General features: G+C 73.2%; 14 protein-coding genes. 9 read left to right on the top strand and 5 right to left on the bottom strand.

Annotation, left to right across the window (positions count from 1 at the left end; all coding sequences use genetic code 11):
• The first annotated feature begins 57 nt into the window (after positions 1 to 57).
• The 4 genes from AB0C27_RS28860 to AB0C27_RS28845 are packed head-to-tail and all read left to right on the top strand — an operon-like array spanning position 58 to position 3,811.
• The gene (locus tag AB0C27_RS28860; protein WP_357849694.1) at positions 58 to 1,008 is read left to right on the top strand and encodes a patatin-like phospholipase family protein; all 951 of its coding nucleotides are present in this window, start codon (positions 58 to 60) and stop codon (positions 1,006 to 1,008) included.
• Positions 1,005 to 2,219 carry a macrolide family glycosyltransferase gene (locus AB0C27_RS28855; protein WP_357849691.1) on the top strand — a complete coding sequence of 405 codons (1,215 nt, stop codon included), beginning with the start codon at positions 1,005 to 1,007 and terminating at the stop codon, positions 2,217 to 2,219. The genes AB0C27_RS28860 and AB0C27_RS28855 overlap by 4 nt, the downstream gene beginning before the upstream one ends.
• Before the next feature lie 3 nt (positions 2,220 to 2,222).
• The gene (locus AB0C27_RS28850; RefSeq protein WP_357849688.1) at positions 2,223 to 2,858 is read left to right on the top strand and encodes a hypothetical protein; all 636 of its coding nucleotides are present in this window, start codon (positions 2,223 to 2,225) and stop codon (positions 2,856 to 2,858) included.
• A complete protein-coding gene (locus AB0C27_RS28845) occupies positions 2,855 to 3,811 on the top strand; it encodes a hypothetical protein (protein WP_357849685.1) in 957 nt (318 codons plus the stop codon). The genes AB0C27_RS28850 and AB0C27_RS28845 overlap by 4 nt, the downstream gene beginning before the upstream one ends.
• On the opposite strand, the gene AB0C27_RS28840 is transcribed toward AB0C27_RS28845, so the two are convergent.
• Complete coding sequence (locus tag AB0C27_RS28840; RefSeq protein WP_357849682.1) at positions 3,753 to 5,444, bottom strand: glycoside hydrolase family 31 protein; 1,692 nt, start codon at positions 5,442 to 5,444, stop codon at positions 3,753 to 3,755. The genes AB0C27_RS28845 and AB0C27_RS28840 overlap by 59 nt on opposite strands.
• Before the next feature lie 81 nt (positions 5,445 to 5,525).
• Between AB0C27_RS28840 and AB0C27_RS28835 the strand changes: the two genes are divergently transcribed.
• Both AB0C27_RS28835 and AB0C27_RS28830 read left to right on the top strand, forming a co-directional pair.
• Positions 5,526 to 6,098 carry a winged helix-turn-helix domain-containing protein gene (locus tag AB0C27_RS28835; protein WP_357849679.1) on the top strand — a complete coding sequence of 191 codons (573 nt, stop codon included), beginning with the start codon at positions 5,526 to 5,528 and terminating at the stop codon, positions 6,096 to 6,098.
• The gene (locus tag AB0C27_RS28830; protein ID WP_357849676.1) at positions 6,095 to 7,408 is read left to right on the top strand and encodes an MFS transporter; all 1,314 of its coding nucleotides are present in this window, start codon (positions 6,095 to 6,097) and stop codon (positions 7,406 to 7,408) included. Before AB0C27_RS28835 ends, AB0C27_RS28830 begins: the two co-directional genes overlap by 4 nt.
• Here AB0C27_RS28830 and AB0C27_RS28825 read toward each other — a convergent pair.
• The 3 genes from AB0C27_RS28825 to AB0C27_RS28815 all read right to left on the bottom strand — a co-directional run bounded on the left by AB0C27_RS28825 (position 7,398) and on the right by AB0C27_RS28815 (position 11,622).
• Complete coding sequence (locus AB0C27_RS28825) at positions 7,398 to 9,026, bottom strand: hydantoinase B/oxoprolinase family protein (protein ID WP_357849673.1); 1,629 nt, start codon at positions 9,024 to 9,026, stop codon at positions 7,398 to 7,400. The genes AB0C27_RS28830 and AB0C27_RS28825 overlap by 11 nt on opposite strands.
• Positions 9,023 to 11,047, bottom strand: coding sequence for a hydantoinase/oxoprolinase family protein (locus AB0C27_RS28820; protein WP_357849670.1), 2,025 nt, complete (start codon positions 11,045 to 11,047; stop codon positions 9,023 to 9,025). The genes AB0C27_RS28825 and AB0C27_RS28820 overlap by 4 nt, the downstream gene beginning before the upstream one ends.
• Before the next feature lie 206 nt (positions 11,048 to 11,253).
• Positions 11,254 to 11,622, bottom strand: a complete 369-nt coding sequence (locus AB0C27_RS28815; RefSeq protein ID WP_357849668.1) for a hypothetical protein — start codon at positions 11,620 to 11,622, stop codon at positions 11,254 to 11,256.
• A 78-nt stretch (positions 11,623 to 11,700) separates the two neighbouring features.
• On the opposite strand from AB0C27_RS28815, the gene tnpA reads away from it, so the two are divergent.
• The 3 genes from tnpA to AB0C27_RS28800 all read left to right on the top strand — a co-directional run bounded on the left by tnpA (position 11,701) and on the right by AB0C27_RS28800 (position 13,845).
• On the top strand, positions 11,701 to 12,039 hold the full coding sequence (tnpA, locus tag AB0C27_RS28810; protein ID WP_357849665.1) for an IS200/IS605 family transposase: 339 nt from the start codon (positions 11,701 to 11,703) through the stop codon (positions 12,037 to 12,039).
• Between the two features lie 16 nt (positions 12,040 to 12,055).
• Positions 12,056 to 13,159 (top strand): transposase, encoded by a 1,104-nt coding sequence (locus tag AB0C27_RS28805; RefSeq protein WP_357849662.1) that lies wholly within the window; start codon positions 12,056 to 12,058, stop codon positions 13,157 to 13,159.
• 65 nt (positions 13,160 to 13,224) lie between these two features.
• Positions 13,225 to 13,845 carry a YigZ family protein gene (locus AB0C27_RS28800; protein ID WP_357849657.1) on the top strand — a complete coding sequence of 207 codons (621 nt, stop codon included), beginning with the start codon at positions 13,225 to 13,227 and terminating at the stop codon, positions 13,843 to 13,845.
• Positions 13,846 to 13,861: 16 nt separating this feature from the next.
• On the opposite strand, the gene AB0C27_RS28795 is transcribed toward AB0C27_RS28800, so the two are convergent.
• Positions 13,862 to 15,091, bottom strand: coding sequence for an isochorismate synthase (locus AB0C27_RS28795; protein ID WP_357849654.1), 1,230 nt, complete (start codon positions 15,089 to 15,091; stop codon positions 13,862 to 13,864).
• Positions 15,092 to 15,250: the final 159 nt, after the last annotated feature.

Here is a 15,250-nt window from a genome sequence, read left to right as displayed (position 1 = left end):
TCCGCAGGGGTCCGATTCCTCCCCCGCCTGAAGGCGGGGTTTCCTCGGAGGTTTCTGATGACCATCATTTGTCGCCGGGCTCAGCCTCCCCGGCTCACGACGCCGCCGGCGCGGGCGACGACCTCGGCAACGGCGGGCCTGGGCGCCCTGCCCCGCCCCGTGGCGGTGGTGGTCGGCGGCGGGGGAGTGCTCGGAGCCGCGCAGGTCGGCGTCGGGTACGCCCTGGAGCAGCGCGGCTTCGTCCCCGACCTGATCGTCGGGACCTCGGTCGGCGCGCTCAACGGAGCCATCGCCGCCGCCCACCCGGGACAGGCCGCACCCTGGCTGGCCCGGGTGTGGACCCACGTACGCCGCCGCGAGGTGTTCCCGCTCGGCTGCCTGCCCTCCCGCGCCGGCCTCTTCGCCGACCGCGGCCTGCGCCGGCTGATCGCCAGGGCCGGGCTGCCCGCGCGGATCGAAGAGCTGGCGGTGCCCTTCACCGCGGTGGCCATGGACCTGGCCACCGGCGACCAGGCGCTGCTCGACCACGGCGACCTCGAGTCCGCGCTGCTGGCCAGCGCCGCCATCCCCGGCATCCTGCCGCCGGTCGATCGCGAGGGCCGCCGGCTCGTGGACGGCGGCGTGGTGGCCTTCGTCCCGGTACGGGCGGCGCTGCAGGCGGGTGCGGCCAGCGTGGTCGTGCTGTCGACCGGTCCGGAGAGCGGGGCGCCGCGTCCCGTCGTCCCGCCCCGCTGGGCCGGCGCCGTCGCGGCCAGGGCCGGTCAGCTGCTGCTGCACCATCAGATCGAGCGCGACCTGCACGAGGTGTCGCGCCGCATCCCCACCGTCGTGGTGCCGACCGGCATCGAGACCTGGCCGGCCCCATGGGACTTCGGCCAGGCCGAGCGGCTGATCGCCACCGCGTCCGTCGAGGCGGGCCGCTTCCTCGACGGACTGTGCGTCAGCGGGCCCGGCCTCTACCGGGCCGGAACCGAGTCGTTCCCCACCGCCTTGGGAGCCGTCCGATGAGCACCATCGCGTTCCTGAACATCCCTCTGCACGGCCACGTCAACCCGACCCTGCCCCTCGCCGCCGAGCTCGTCCGCAGGGGCCACCGCGTCACGTACCACACCTCACCCGCGTTCGCGGAGGAGGTCGAGGCCACCGGCGCGACCGTGCGCCCCTACCCCGGGGGCGACCAGCCGGTGCCCGACCCGCCGATGCCGATCACGATGCTGGACGCGCTCGCCCGCGCCTCCACCGGCCTGCTGCCCGCCGTCCTCGCCGACCTGCGCGGCATCGGGCCCGACCTGATCGTGCACGGGTCCGCCTGCCCGTGGGGCGCGGTCGCCGCCCGCGAGCTCCGGGTGCCGGCGGCGGCGCTGTTCACCACGTTCGCGTTCGGCAGGAACGTGCCCAGCCCCACCCGCGGCTCGGCGGAGCTGCTGGTCTCCGCGCTGGCCAGGCCCGGCGCCGCGCTGGGGTTCCTGCGCGCGCGGTGGGCGCTGCACCGCCGCCACCGGACGCACGGGGTGCCGCTGGTGGACCTGGCGAACGTACGCGAGCCGCTCAACCTGGTCTTCACCTCCCGCGCGTTCCAGCCCGGCGCCGGCGATTTCGACCCGTCGTACCGGTTCGTCGGCCCGAGCGTCGGCGCGCGGCCGCGAGACCCGTCGTTCCCGATCGGCCGCCTGCGGGCACCCGTGCTGTACGCGTCGCTGGGCACGGTGTTCAACGCCGGCCCGCTGCTGCTGCGGACGTTCGCCGACGCGCTGGCGCCGCTGGGCGGCACCGTGATCGTCTCCACCGGGGCGGTCGATCCGGCCGCGCTGGACCCGCTGCCGGGCAACGTGCTCGCCCGCCGCTTCGTCCCGCAACCGGAGGTGCTGGAGCAGGCGGCGCTGTTCGTCACGCACGGCGGGATGAACAGCGTGAACGAGGCCATGTACGCCGGGGTGCCGATGCTGCTGGTCCCGCAGGGCGCCGACCAGCCGCTCGTGGCCCGCCGGGTGGTCGAGCTGGGGGCCGGCCTGTCGATCCGTACCGGGGAGGCCACCGCCGGCGCCGTTCAAGCCCTGGCCCTCCGCCTGCTCGGCGAGCCGCGCTTCCGCGAGGCGGCGGCAGCCCTGCGGGTGGCCCAGCACGAGGCCGGCGGCTACGTGCGTGCCGCCGACGAGATCGAGCACCAGCTGGAGCGGGTCGGCCGGCCGGTTTCGGTGGGCGCGCGGCGGGAGAGCTGAGCGATGTCACCCGCCGTCGCCGTCCTGCTGCTGCTGGCCGGGCTGTCGGAGGCCGCGGGCCGCCTGCTGCCCCTGCTGGCCCGCCGAACGGGCGCGTCCCGACCCGGCACCTCACGACTCGTCGCGCTGAGCTCCGGCATACCGAGACCCCGCACGTCGAGACCCAGCACGTCGGGCCCCAGCACGTCGAGACCTGGTGCGCTGAGTTCCGCCACGCTGAGGCCCGACACTGCGGGGCCCGGCACGTCGAGGCCTGGCGCGGTCCTGCTGCTGCTGACCGGGGCCGTCGTGGAAGGCTCCGTGTTCGCGCTCTGGCCCCTGACCGCCTGGACCCTGGCCGGCCTGACCCTGCCCGAGCCTCCGGCGACCACCACCCCGCTGACCTGGACCCCCGCGCTGGCCGCCCCGCTCCTGCTCGCCGCCGTCCTCGCGTTCCCGCTGCTCGGGCCCCTGCTGCACCTGCTGCTCTTCGCCGCCGTCGGAGCCGGCCTGGTCGCCCCGCTCGCCGCCCTGACGGACCTGGGCTGGTGGACCGCCGCGGGCTGCGTGGCCGTCGCGGGAGTCGGGCTCGGCCTGGCCGTCGAGGCGGTCAGGCGGCTCGTGGTGTGGATCAGCGCCACCCGGGGGGTGCCCGCATGATCGAGTTCCCGTTCCTCGTCCTGGTCCTCGGCGCGGTCCTGCTTGCCGAGGCCCTGCTCGCCCGGCACGAGGTGATGGCGTACACCGCCGGCTGGCGCACGCCCGCCCGCGAGCTCCCGTACGGCATGCCCCACGCCAGAGGCGCCGACCCCGACCGGCCGCCGGACGCCTACCTCGTCTACCTGGACGGCATCGGCAAACGCCGCTTCCACGACACGCGCGACGGCGGCCAGCTGGTCAAGGCCCTGATCGCCGGGGCGCCTGAGCTGCGGGTGCTGGGGCAGGTGCAGCCGTACTCGCCGCTGGCCGCCCCGCTCGCCGACCGCCCGCTGTGGGCGTGGCTGCGCCGCCGCGCCGGGCTGCTGCTGTTCCTGCACAACGTCATGCAGATCTTCGTCGCGGCCGACCACCGCTACCGCCCGCTGTACAACCGCGCCGTGGGCGGCCAGATCGCCGACCAGCTCCGCCTGGCCGGTTACCGGCCCGGCAACGGCGTCCCCGTGGTGCTGCTCAGCTACAGCGGCGGTGCCCAGGTCGCCACCGGCGCGGTCGAGGAACTGCACGCCCGGCTGCGTGCCCCGCTCCTGCTGATCACCCTCGGCGGGTTCCACAACGGAGCCAACGACCTCACCCACGCCGTCCACCTGCACCGCCTCACCAGCGACGGCGACTGGATCGAGCGCGTCTGCACCTGGATCTTCCCCCAGCGCTGGCGGCTGTTCCGCCGCAGCGGATGGCACCAGGCCGCCCGCGCAGGCAAGATCACCGTGCACCGGCTCGACCCGGCCACCCACCTCGGGCGGCGCAGCTACATCAGCCCGCGGGCCCTGCTGCCGGACGGCCGCAGCCACCTCGACCACACCGCCGGCACGGTGATCGCCCTCATCCGGGACTTCACCCCTCGGGCAGGCGCTCGAACCGGGGGATCCGCGACAGATCACACCGCACAGTGACCAGGGCGGGACCCTCGACCACGGCGCCGTCGTCGGCACGCCAGCGCCCCTGCGGCAGGGCGACGATCCGCTCGGTGGCGCCCTTCTCCGTCACGGGGGCCACGACGAGGTCGGGGCCGAGGAAGAACTGGTCGGTCACGTCGTCCAGCCCGCCCGCGTGGTACGCCATCGGCCGCACGATCGGCTCGCCGGTCCTGGCCGCCTCGTCCACGAGCCCGAGGATCAGCGGCAGGACGGACTCACGGACGGCGAGCGCGTCACGTACCGCGGCGAGGTGTTCGTCGTCCAGGACGCGCGAGGGCAGGACCGAGAACTGCATCATCGGGCTGAGGGCGGCCACCTGCGCGTACCGGACGAAGAACTCCTGATCGACCGCCGCCTGCCCGCCGACCGAGCCGATCTCGCCACCGCCGATCATGTCCGGGCAGACGAAGGGATGGCCGATCATGCCCTGGGCCAGCATCTCCGGGACGAGCGACCCGAGCCCGGCCGGCCCCCACAGGGCCGGCTTGTCCTGGAGCCGCTGGCCGAGCGGCTGCCCGCCCATCCGCCAGCAGGCGCGGAACTCGTTGAACGGATACCGCAGCCCCACCCGCGCCCACGCCTCGCACAGATCGACCGGCTCGGCGGGCACGGAGGTGAGATCGTCGGCCCGGTAGTCGCGGACGTCACCGGCGTCGAACTTGAACCCGTCCACCCCGGTCTCCTCGACGAGCGCGTCGAGCTGGTCCGTCATCCACCGGACGGCCGCCGGGTCGGTGAGATCGAGGGTGGCGCTGAACCCGTTCCACCAGCGGCGGATCGCGGTCTCACCGGTCCGGTCCCTGAGCAGCAGCCCCCGCTCCTCAGCCTCACGGAAGGCGGCGGAATCGGGGCTGACGAACGGGACCACCCAGAGCATCACCCGGCAGCCCCACGCGTGCAACTGCTCGATCATGGCCGCCGGATCGGGAAAGCGGGCACGGTCGAACCGCCAGGTGCCGTAGTCGCACGCCCACGAGTCGTCGATCAGCACGACACCGGGCGGCATCCCGCTCTCCAGCAGGTCCCGGGCGAAGCGCAGGACCGTCTCCTGCGTGGGCGTGTACGGGTGCGCGATCCAGGTGTTGTACTGCGGCCCGGAGAACAGCTCCCGCGCGGGGGCGCGCCCGGCCGGGGGAAAGAACCGCCGCGAGGCCGCCAGGAACGCCTCCCGGAGCGATCCGCCACCCCGGCCGACCAGGATGTCCCGTCCGGAAAGCCGCAGTCGCCCGTCCTCGAACGCGAACGCGAACGGCCGCTCCGACCAGACCACCCGCCCGCGCGTCGACACCAGCAAGGGGCCGCTCTGGTTGGACGGGGCGGCGTCGCGCGACCCGTGCCCCCGGGGCGAGCCGAGATCGCGGGCGAACGCCTGCGTCCCGAACGGCATCGACAGCCCGTCCTCGGCGGCGCCGCCCCACCACCCCTCGCCGTCCTCCAGCACCAGCTCCAGCTCATCCCCTGACACCTCCGTGAACGGCTCGGCAGGCGGATGGGGTTCAGGGCGGGAGATCGTCATCAGCACCTCTTCGGCAGGCGGATCGGCGGGCAGCCGTACGCGATACGTGTCGTTCGCGCTGACGCTAGTGGACGCCCACGGACGCTCCGGCACCCACCCCTCCGTCGCCGATCGCAAACAGTTCTTCGCGAAGAACTGTTTGCGAAGAAGTGTTTGCGGTTTAGAGTCGGGTGTATGAGCGATCCCGACAAGAACGTCGTCGTCCTTGACGCCAAGGGGCTGCGGGCCCTGGCCCATCCGGTGCGGGTGCAGCTGGTCGACCTGCTGCGCAAGCACGGCCCGTCCACCGCCACCCGGCTGGCCGAGCGGCTCGGCGTCAACTCCGGGACGGCCAGTTACCACCTGCGCAGGCTCGGCGCGGCCGGGTTCGTGGAGGAGGACGCCGAGCGGGGCAACGCGCGGGAGCGGTGGTGGCGGTCGGTGCACCAGGTCACCCGCCTGTCCGACGAGGAACTGGCCAGGACGGAGCCGGAGGCGGTGCTGGCGTACATGCAGTCGATCGTGGCCCTGTACGGCCTGCGCGCCCAGCGGGCGGTGAACGAGATGCTGACCATGCCGGGGGAGTGGGGGAGCGTGCTCGACCTGAGCTCGTTCGCGCTGCGGCTGACGCCGGAGGAGGGGCTGCGGCTGCGCTCCGAGCTGGAGGAAGTGATCTCCCGCTACCGGCGTGACCTGCCCGGCGAGGACGGGCCCGAGGGGTCGGCGCGGGTGTCGGTCATCACCGAGGTCCTGCCGGAACCGTCGTGAACGGCCGGGTGCGGCCGCTGGCAGGGGTGCTGGCGGCCACGGCGGTGGCGCTGACCGGGACGCGGGTGTCGGCCATCGCCCTGCCCTGGTACGTGCTGGGCACCACCGGCAGCGCGGCCTGGACCGGGGTCGTCGCGTTCGCCGAGATGGTGCCGTACGTGCTGGTCAAGGCGTTGACCGGGCCGCTGGTCGACCACGTAGGCCCGCGCCGGATCTCGCTGGCCTCCGACGTGGTGAGCGCGGCGGCGGCCGGGGCCGTCGTGCTGCTGCACACGCTGGGCGCGCTGCCCATGGGCGCGCTGATCGCCCTGGTGGTGGTGATCGGCGCCGGGCGCGGGCCGGGTGACCTGGCCAAGGAGATCATGATCCCTGAGGCGGCCGGGCGGGCGGGGATGCCGCTGGAGCGGGCCACGGGGCTGATGGGGGTGACCGAGCGGCTGGCGCAGACCGTGGGGCCGGCCGCCGGGGGAGCGGTGGTCGGGGTCTTCGGGGCGCTGCCGAGCCTGGGGCTGAGCGCCGTCTTCTTCGCGCTCGGGTCGGTGATCGTGGCGTGGGCGTTGCCGAGAGGGATGGGACACAGCGCGCCCGAGCCCGGGGCTGAGGAAGGTGCCACGCCTCCACCCCGGCGCCGGCCCGCCGGCAAGGAGGGGTACTGGCGGCGGTTCGGGGAGGGGATGACGTTTCTGCGGGGCGAGCCGCTGCTGCTCACCCTGATCGCCATGGTCTGCGTGACGAACCTGCTCGACGCAGCGTTCGGCCAGGTGCTCGGCCCCGTGTGGGCGAAGGAGAGCGGGTACGGGCCCGTCCTGCTCGGATTGTGCGGCAGCGTGATGGGCCTGACGGCGGTCGGCGGGAGCCTGGTGGCGGCGGCGGTGGCGCACCGGTTGCCGCGTCGGCCGGTGCTGTTCGTGGCGTTCCTGATCGCGGGGCCGCCGAGGTTCCTCCTCCTGGCCTTCGACCTGCCGGTGGCGGCGATCGTGGCGGTGTTCGCGGTGGGCGGGTTCGCCGGCGGGTTCCTCAACCCGATCCTGGGGGCGGTCTCGTTCGAACGGGTGCCGCGCCACCTGCTCGGCCGGGTGGCCGGACTGCAGACCTCGCTCTCCTTCGTCGGCACCCCGCTGGGCGGGCTGCTGGCCGGGGTGGCGGTGACGGTGACGGGGCTGGCCCCGGTGCTGCTGGCGTGCGGGGCCGCGTACGTGCTCGCCATCGTTCTGACCGGCCTGCGCCCGGAGTGGCGCGAGATGGACCTCCTCCGCGCCCGCCCCGCACCGGACGGGAGCGCGCGGGAGCGGATCGGGGTCAAGGAGTGATCAGGCCCTGGGCCAGGTCGGCGGCCGTGGCCTCGGGGGAGCGGCGGTCGGCCGGGCCGTAGCCGCCGCCCCCGCCCGACTCGCACCGCAGCACGTCCCCGGCCCGTACGGGCAGCGCGTTCACCTTGAGCATCTCCCGCGCCCCGCCCGTGCCGGGGTTGAGCGTGACCCGGGGAGGAGCGCCCGCCGCGCCGCCCGCCAGCCCCCACGCCGGCGTGACCGACCGCTCGAACCACAGCGACAACGACGTGTCGCCGCAGAACTCGTACTCGCGCACCACGCCGTTGCCGCCGCGCCACCGCCCGGCCCCGCCCGTGCCGGGACGCATCTCGTAACGGGTGACGCGCACGGGGAAGAGCGTCTCCAGCACCTCGATCGGCATGTCCCGCAGTGACCCGTTGACGTTGTTGATCAGGCAGCTCTCGCCGTCGCCGCCCTCCCACGCGCCCCACCCGCCGACCGTGGCCTCCTGGGAGACGTACAACTTCCCGGTACGCGGGTCCGTGCCGGTGAACTGCACGATCATCGAGTCCCCGTACGAGGCCGCGGCCGCCTTGCCCGGCAGCACCGGCGCCAGCGCCTTGACCACCAGGTCGATGAGCAGCCCCAGATGCGAGTAGTAGTACTGGCAGGCGGCCGGCGACTCGGCGGCCAGCATCGAGCCGGGACGCGTCAGCACCGACAGCGGCCGGAACGAGCCCCCGTTGAGCGGCACCTCACCCGACACCAGCAGTTTGTAACCGACCCGCACCGCGGCCACCGCCTGCGCCGCCCCGCAGTTGACCGGTCCGAGCGCCTGGTCGGCGCAGTCGGTCAGGTCGACGTGCATCGACTCGCCCGACACCGTGACGCGGACGTTCACCGGCAACGGGGTGTCCAGGTCGATGCCGTCGTTGTCGAGGTGTCCTGACGCCTCGTACACGCCGTCGGGGATGGCCGCGATGGCCGCCCGCTCCATACGTTCGGTCTGGGCGAAGATCTCGTCGCGGGCGGCCGTCACGGTCGCCAGGCCCCAGCGGGCGACGATCTCGCGCAGCCGCCGCTGCCCGGTCATCGCGCAGCTCACCTGGGCACGCAGGTCGCCGAGCGTGGCGTGCGGGAAGCGTACGTTGCGCGCGATCACCTCGTGCAGGTCGCGGCAGGGCGCGCCGCCCGCGTACACCTTCACCGGGCCCATCCGCAGGCCCTCCTGGAAGATCGAGGTGGAGTCCATCGAGCCGCCGGGATCCTTGGAGCCGACGTCCAGCCAGTGCGCCCGCGACGCGGCGAACCCGGCCAGCTCGCCGTCACAGAAGATCGGCCCGTAGACGGTCACGTCGTTGAGGTGGGTGCCGCCGATGTAGGAGTCGTTCAGCACCCAGACGTCGCCCTCCTCCCAGACCTCCCGCCCGTACAGGCGCTCGGTCTCGCGGGTGCACACCTCCAGGTTGCCCAGGAAGATCGGCAGCCCGGACGACTGCCCCAGCACGTTGTGCTCGCGGTCGAGCAGCGCGACCGCGCAGTCCTTGGCCTCGTAGATGACGGGGGTGTAGGAGCTGCGGATGAGGGTGGTGTTCATGTCCTCCGCCGCCTGCAGCAGCGCGCAGCGGATGATCTCGGTGGTGACGGGGTCGATCACTGGTCCACCTTCACGATGAGAAAGCCGTTGTCGTCCACGGTGACCAGGCAGCCGGGCGGCACGACCGTGGTCGCGGTCTCCTCCACCACGATCGCGGGCCCGGCCAGATCGCCCTCCAGGGCGGAGCGGCGCAGCACGGGGGTACGGTGCACGGCGCCGTCGAAGATCACGTCCCGCACGTCGGGCTCCGCCTGCTCGGGGGCGCCGGGGGCGGGGGCGGCGGTACGGGGGAACGAACCGAACCCGGTGCTGCGCAGCATCACGAACTCCACCGGCGCCTCGGGCGTGGCGTGCCCGTACCGGCTGGTGTGCGCCTCGGCGTAGCGGGCCGCGATCTCCGCCGCGAACCCGGGCCCGGCCGGCTCCGCGGCGTCGCGCAGCGGAATGGTGAGCGTGTAGTCCTGGCCCTCGTACCGCATGTCCACGGCGTGCTCCACCCGCCGCCGCTGCTCCGGAACGCCCTGACCGGCGAGCGCCTGGAACGCGTCCCGCTCCAGTTTCACGAGATATCCGGACATGTCGGCGCCGTCCAGCGTGTCCTGATGCCGGAAGTACGGATGCGTCAGATCCCGGCGCACGTCCGCCTCCAGCATCCCCCATGCCGAGAACGCCCCGGGAAAGCGCGGCACCACCACCTCGGAGATCCCCAGCTCACGCGCGATGAACACCGCGTGCATCGCCCCCGCGCCCCCGAACGCCACCAGCACGAACTCACGCGGCTCGACACCGTGCTCCACCGTCAGCGTCCTGATCGCCTGCGCCATCCTGGCGTTGGCCACGTCGCACACGCCCTCGGCCAGCCGCAGCGGATCGAGCTTCAGCTTCCCGGCCAGCTCCGCCACCGCGACCCCGGCCGCCTCGGCGTCCAGCGTCATCAGCCCGCCCGCGAACCAGGCCGGATCCACCCGCCCCAGCACCACGTTCGCGTCCGTGACCGTGACCTGGGTGCCGCCCCGGCCGTAGCACGCGGGCCCGGGAACGGCCCCCGCCGACTCGGGACCCACCCGCAGCGCGCCCGCCTCGGCGTAGGCGATGGAGCCACCGCCCGCGCCGATCGTGTGCAGGTTCACCACCGGCATCAGCACCGGATGACCCTCGATCCGCGCCTCCGCGCTGACGTCGGGCCGCCCGTTAACGACGAGCGACACGTCGAACGACGTGCCGCCCATGTCCACGCAGATCGCGTTGTCCCGCCCGAGCAGCCGGGCCGCCGCGACCCCGCCCATCGTCCCGCCGACCGGCCCCGACAGCAGCGTCTGCAACGGCCTGCGCATCGCGTACGAGGCGTTCACCAGCCCGCCCGACGACTGCATGACGTGCACCGGCACCGCCAGCCCCCGCTCGGCGAAGCGCCGCTCGATCCGGCCCAGATAACGGCGCACCACCGGCCCCGTGTACGCCTCCAGTACCGCCGAGGACGTCCGCTCGTACTCCCGCCACTCCCTGGCCACCTCGTGCGACAGCACGACCAGCACATCCTCACCCAGCTCGGCCCGCAGAATCTCACCGGCCCGCACCTCGTGCGCCGGATCGGCGAAGGAGAACAGCAGGCACACCGCCACCGCGTCGAACCCCTCCGCACGAGCCCGCCGCGCCGCCGCCCGCACCGCCTCCTCGTCCAGCGGCACGAGCTCCCGCCCCCGGTAGTCCAGCCGCCCGCCCGCCTCCATGACGTCCTGCCGCGGCACCAGCGGCGCCGGCTTGCGGTAGCGCAGGTCGAACATGCGCTCCCGGTTGCCCCTGGCGATCTGGTAGACGTCCCTGGCCCCCCGGCTCGCCAGCAGCAGCACCCGTGCGCCCTTGCGTTCCAGCAGCGCGTTGAGACCCTGCGTGGTGCCGTGCACGAAGAAGGAGATGTCCGACGGATCGTCCACGACCCGCGCGAGCGCGGCGAACACCCCCTCCGCGAGATCCCCCGGCGTGGTGGGCGCCTTCGAGGCGGTGACGGCCCCCGACCGCTCGTCGTAACAGACGACGTCGGTGAAGGTGCCGCCGATGTCCATGGCGACGCGATAAGTCATGCGCGTCACCGTATGCCGCCCGATCCCGGGCCCAGCTGTGCGTTCCGCACAGCGCGACACCGTCCGCAGTGCCGGTCGCAAGGGTCCGTACGACGCCTCGAACCGGGCACCCGCGACGATCAAAACCGCCGCGGTGCCGCCTCCGACGATCGGAGCGGTGCCGCCTCCGACGATCACACCGCCGTGGTGCCGCCCCCCTCCGACGGTCACACCGCCGTAGTGCCGCCCCCGACGGTCACCGGCCCTTCCCCCGGCCCGTTCACCGGCGCGTCCCACGCCGGCCGGGGCAGCATCGCCGCCACCTCTCGCCGCAGCAGAGGATCCGCCTGGAACGCCTCCTCGATCGCCAGCCGCAACGCCGTCCGGCCGGCCTCGTCGTCAGGCTTGGCACCCGCCACCCGGTCGATCAGGTCCTTGGCGCGGGCGTCGCCGCGCCCGAACACCCGCTGCAGGATGCGCGAGCCACGGGCGGCAGGCGTGTCGGCGGCCAGCTCACCGGTCTTGGCCAGCACACCGGTGCCGAAGGCGTCGATCGCCGCCGCGGCATAGGGCATGACGTCATTCGCCGTTTCCATCAGTACCTCCGAGGGGACCGGCGGCGTTAGCCGTCGGGGGAATCGGGAGCGGGAGGGCCGCCAAGGCCCGAGCGTGCAGTGCTGGGCGGCCGGGTGAAGGCCCGCTTGGAGGAGCGGATCCGCGTCAAGGCCGCCGAGCAGGGGTGGGAGATCGTGGCGCTTGAGGTGATGCCCGACCACGTGCACCTGTTCGTCAAGCCGCATCCGAAGAACTCGCCGTCGTATGTGGCCAACCAGTTCAAAGGGTTCACCTCGCACCACCTGCGCGCCGAGTTCGCTCACCTGCGTTCCCAGTTCCCCGCGCTGTGGTCGCGGTCCTGCTTCGTGGCGACCGTCGGCGCCGTGTCCGCAGAGACGGTGCGGCGTTACATCGAGACGCAGTATGAGCGGGCGCCCCAGGCGGGTGGCCGTGCGTAGGTCTTACAAGTTCCTCATGCGTCCGACCGCGCGCCAGCAGGCCGCACTCACCGCGTGCCTGGACGACCACCGCGCCCTGTACAACGCGGCGCTTTCGGAGCGGCGCGAAGCGCACAAGCGGTCCCAGGTATCGATCCGGTACGGCGACCAGTCCGCCCAGCTCAAGGAGATCCGCGCCTACGACCCCGATCAGGCGCACTGGTCGTTCTCCTCCCAGCAGGCCACCCTGCGCCGCCTGGACAAGGCGTTCCGCGCGTTCTTCGACCGCGTCAAGGCCGGTCGCGCTCCGGGCTTCCCGCGTTTCAAGGGCCGGGGCTGGTTCGACACGGTTGAGTGGCCCAAGGACGGCGACGGCTGCCGGTGGGACTCCCAACCCGAGCACCCGTCCGCCACGTTCGTCCGCCTTCAAGGCGTCGGGCATGTCCGCGTGCACCAGCACCGCCCGGTGCGGGGCCGGGTGAAGACGATCAGCGTAAAGCGGGAAGGCTCCCGCTGGTACATCGTCCTGTCGTGCGACGATGTGCCCGCCGAGAAGCTGGCAGCCGTTCAGCAGGACCTCGCCCGTAAGAAGCGCGGGTCCAAGCGCCGCCGTAAGGCGGTCGCCCGCGTCGCAGCCCTGCACGGCAAGATCCGGCGTCAACGACTCGACGGCGCGCACAAGGCCGCGAACGCCCTGATCCGCGACTACGACCTGATCGTGCACGAGGACCTGCGGATCGCGAACATGACCAAGAGCCCAGCCCCGAAACCTGACGGAGAAGGCGGCTACCTGCCCAACCGCGCGGCGGCCAAGGCTGGACTGAACAAGAGCATCCTGGACGCGGGTTGGGGGGTGTTCCTGGGCATCCTCGCGCACAAGGCTGAAAGCGCCGGTCGAGAGCTGATCTCCGTGGACCCCCGCAACACCTCCCGCACGTGCGCCCAATGCGGGCACATGGCGAAAGAAAACCGCGCCACCCAAGCCGAGTTCGCCTGTACGGCGTGCGGCCACACTGCGCACGCCGACGTCAACGCGGCGATCAACATTCTCGGGGCAGGGCTTGCCCTTCGCGAAGCCGCAGCGGCTTCGCGAGAAGCCGCCCTCTTTAGGGGGCGGAGGAGTCACGAGGCCCTCCCGTAGGTCCTGATGGATAGTCGGCATGCTAGCTCCCTGAGTGCCCGCGGCAAGGGAATACGCTGTCGAATGTGCCTGCCCCGTATCTCACACTCACGACCGTCATCGAGCACGAGACCGAGGCGCGGCGCTCGCGCTTCATCTGCGCCGTGGCCCCGGCGCGTACGGTCGAGGAGGCGGCGGCCTTCATCGCCGCCCGCCGCGCCGAGCACGCCGGGGCCACCCACAACTGCACGGCGTACGTGATCGGCGAGCGCATCCAGAAGGGCGACGACGACGGCGAGCCGGGCGGCACGGCCGGCACGCCCATGGTGCAGGCGCTGGTCGGCCGGGGGTTCAGCGACGTGGTGGCGGTGGTGACGCGTTACTTCGGCGGCACCCTGCTGGGCGCGGGCGGGCTGGTGCGGGCCTACGGCGGCGCGGTGACCGAGACCCTCGACCGGGCCGCGCCCGTCCGGATGGTGCCGGCCAGGCTCGTGCACGTCGCGGTCGCGCACGACCAGGCCGGGCGGGTGGAGAACGATCTGCGCGCCTCCCGTCACGCGGTGCGCGAGGTGACGTACGCGGGGGAGGTCACCTTCGCGGTGGCGGTGGGGGAGGACGAGGTCGCGGCGTTCACCGACTGGGTGGCCACGCTGACGGCCGGCCGGGCCCGCGTCACACCGGGCGCCGACCTCCACGTCCCCGCCTGACCGAGGACCCGGCGGCTCAGCCCTCCAGGGCGTACTGCATGACGCGGAACTTCGCCTGCGCCTCCGCCAGCTCGGCCGCCGGATCGGAGTCGCCCATGATGCCGCCCCCCGCGAACAGCCGGGCCCGGCGCCCCTCGACCAGGCCCGAGCGCAGCGCGATGCCCCACTCGCCGTCGCCCCGGGCGTCGATCCAGCCCACGGGACCGGCGTAACCGGCCCGGTCCATGCCCTCCAGCTCGCGGATGACCTCGATCGCCGTGTGGGTCGGGGTGCCGCCGACGGCCGCCGTCGGGTGCATGGCCGCCACCACGTCCAGCACCGACGCCCCGTCGGCCAGCCGGCCCGTGACGTGGCTGGCGAGGTGCTGCACGTTGGGCAGCATGAGTAGTTCGGGCTCGTCGGGCGTGGTGAGCGAGGAGCACAGGGGCGACAGCGTCTGGCGTACGGAGGCGATCGCGCACTCGTGCTCGTGCCGGTCCTTCGTCGAGGCCAGCAACGCCTTGCCACGGGCGAGGTCGTCGGCCGGGCCGGTGCCGCGCGGGGTCGTGCCGGCCAGCACCAGCGACTCGATCTCCTGCCCCGTACGCCGGATCAGCAGCTCGGGCGTGGCCCCGACCAGCCCCGCGACCGAGAACGTGTAGCACTCGGGATAGCGCCGGGCCAGGCGGGTCAGCAGCAGCCGTACGTCGATCGGCCGCTCGGCGGTGGCGACCAGGTCGCGGGCCAGCACCACCTTCTCCAGCTCGCCCTCGCGGATGCGCTTGGCCGCGCTGGCCACGACGTGCTCCCACTCGGGCGCGCTCAGGCTGCCGTCGCCGTAGCTGATCCGGCCGGGGTCGCGGATCGGCGTGAACGTCTCCAGCGGCGCGTCCCCGATCGTGGTCAGCCAGGCGTGGCCGTCGCGGCGGGCCAGCACGGCTCGCGGGACCACGAGGACGGAGCCGTGGGCGTCCTCGTCGAAGGTGAAGCTGCCGAAGGCGACCGCGCCGGAGCCGGGGGCCTGCACGGCGTCGTCGACGTGCGCCTCACCGAGGACGGTGGCCAGCCACCGGCGGGCCCAGGCGAACCTGCCGGGGCCGGGCGGCACCGTCACGCGGGCGGCCTCACCCCATCCGACCAGGCCCTCGCCGTTTCTGATCCAGGCGTAGGGCGCCGTCCTGGGGAGGGAGGCCAGCAGGTCACCGGGGTCGCCGACAAGGGTGGTGCGAACCGGCAGCGGGCGGGTTGTTCCGAGCGCGACACTCACCCAAGACACTCTATGCGGGAACTGAACACGTTCGACTCGGACCCCCGTGAATGCGAGGTTACGGGCAACGAACCCGGAAAAAACGGGATGCCGTTAGGTATTGGGTATCACCAGATCCCCTTCGGCCTGTCAAGCGGGGATATGAAGTCGGTCCCGAAC

The sequence above is a fragment of the Nonomuraea sp. NPDC048882 genome (genome assembly GCF_040649755.1).
GTDB lineage: Bacteria > Actinomycetota > Actinomycetes > Streptosporangiales > Streptosporangiaceae > Nonomuraea > Nonomuraea maheshkhaliensis.
Note: the sequence above shows the minus strand (reverse complement) of the source record. Positions and strands in the feature narration are given on the sequence as shown.

Bases quoted from the DNA above. Each gene is read 5' to 3' on its own strand.
- AB0C27_RS28855 (WP_357849691.1), top strand. From the start codon at position 1,005: ATGAGCACCATCGCGTTCCTGAACATCCCTCTGCACGGCCACGTCAAC.
- AB0C27_RS28820 (WP_357849670.1), bottom strand. From the start codon at position 11,047: ATGACTTATCGCGTCGCCATGGACATCGGCGGCACCTTCACCGACGTC.
- AB0C27_RS28850 (WP_357849688.1), top strand. From the start codon at position 2,223: ATGTCACCCGCCGTCGCCGTCCTGCTGCTGCTGGCCGGGCTGTCGGAG.
- AB0C27_RS28835 (WP_357849679.1), top strand. From the start codon at position 5,526: ATGAGCGATCCCGACAAGAACGTCGTCGTCCTTGACGCCAAGGGGCTG.
- AB0C27_RS28815 (WP_357849668.1), bottom strand. From the start codon at position 11,622: ATGGAAACGGCGAATGACGTCATGCCCTATGCCGCGGCGGCGATCGAC.
- AB0C27_RS28860 (WP_357849694.1), top strand. From the start codon at position 58: ATGACCATCATTTGTCGCCGGGCTCAGCCTCCCCGGCTCACGACGCCG.
- AB0C27_RS28805 (WP_357849662.1), top strand. From the start codon at position 12,056: ATGCGTCCGACCGCGCGCCAGCAGGCCGCACTCACCGCGTGCCTGGAC.
- AB0C27_RS28845 (WP_357849685.1), top strand. From the start codon at position 2,855: ATGATCGAGTTCCCGTTCCTCGTCCTGGTCCTCGGCGCGGTCCTGCTT.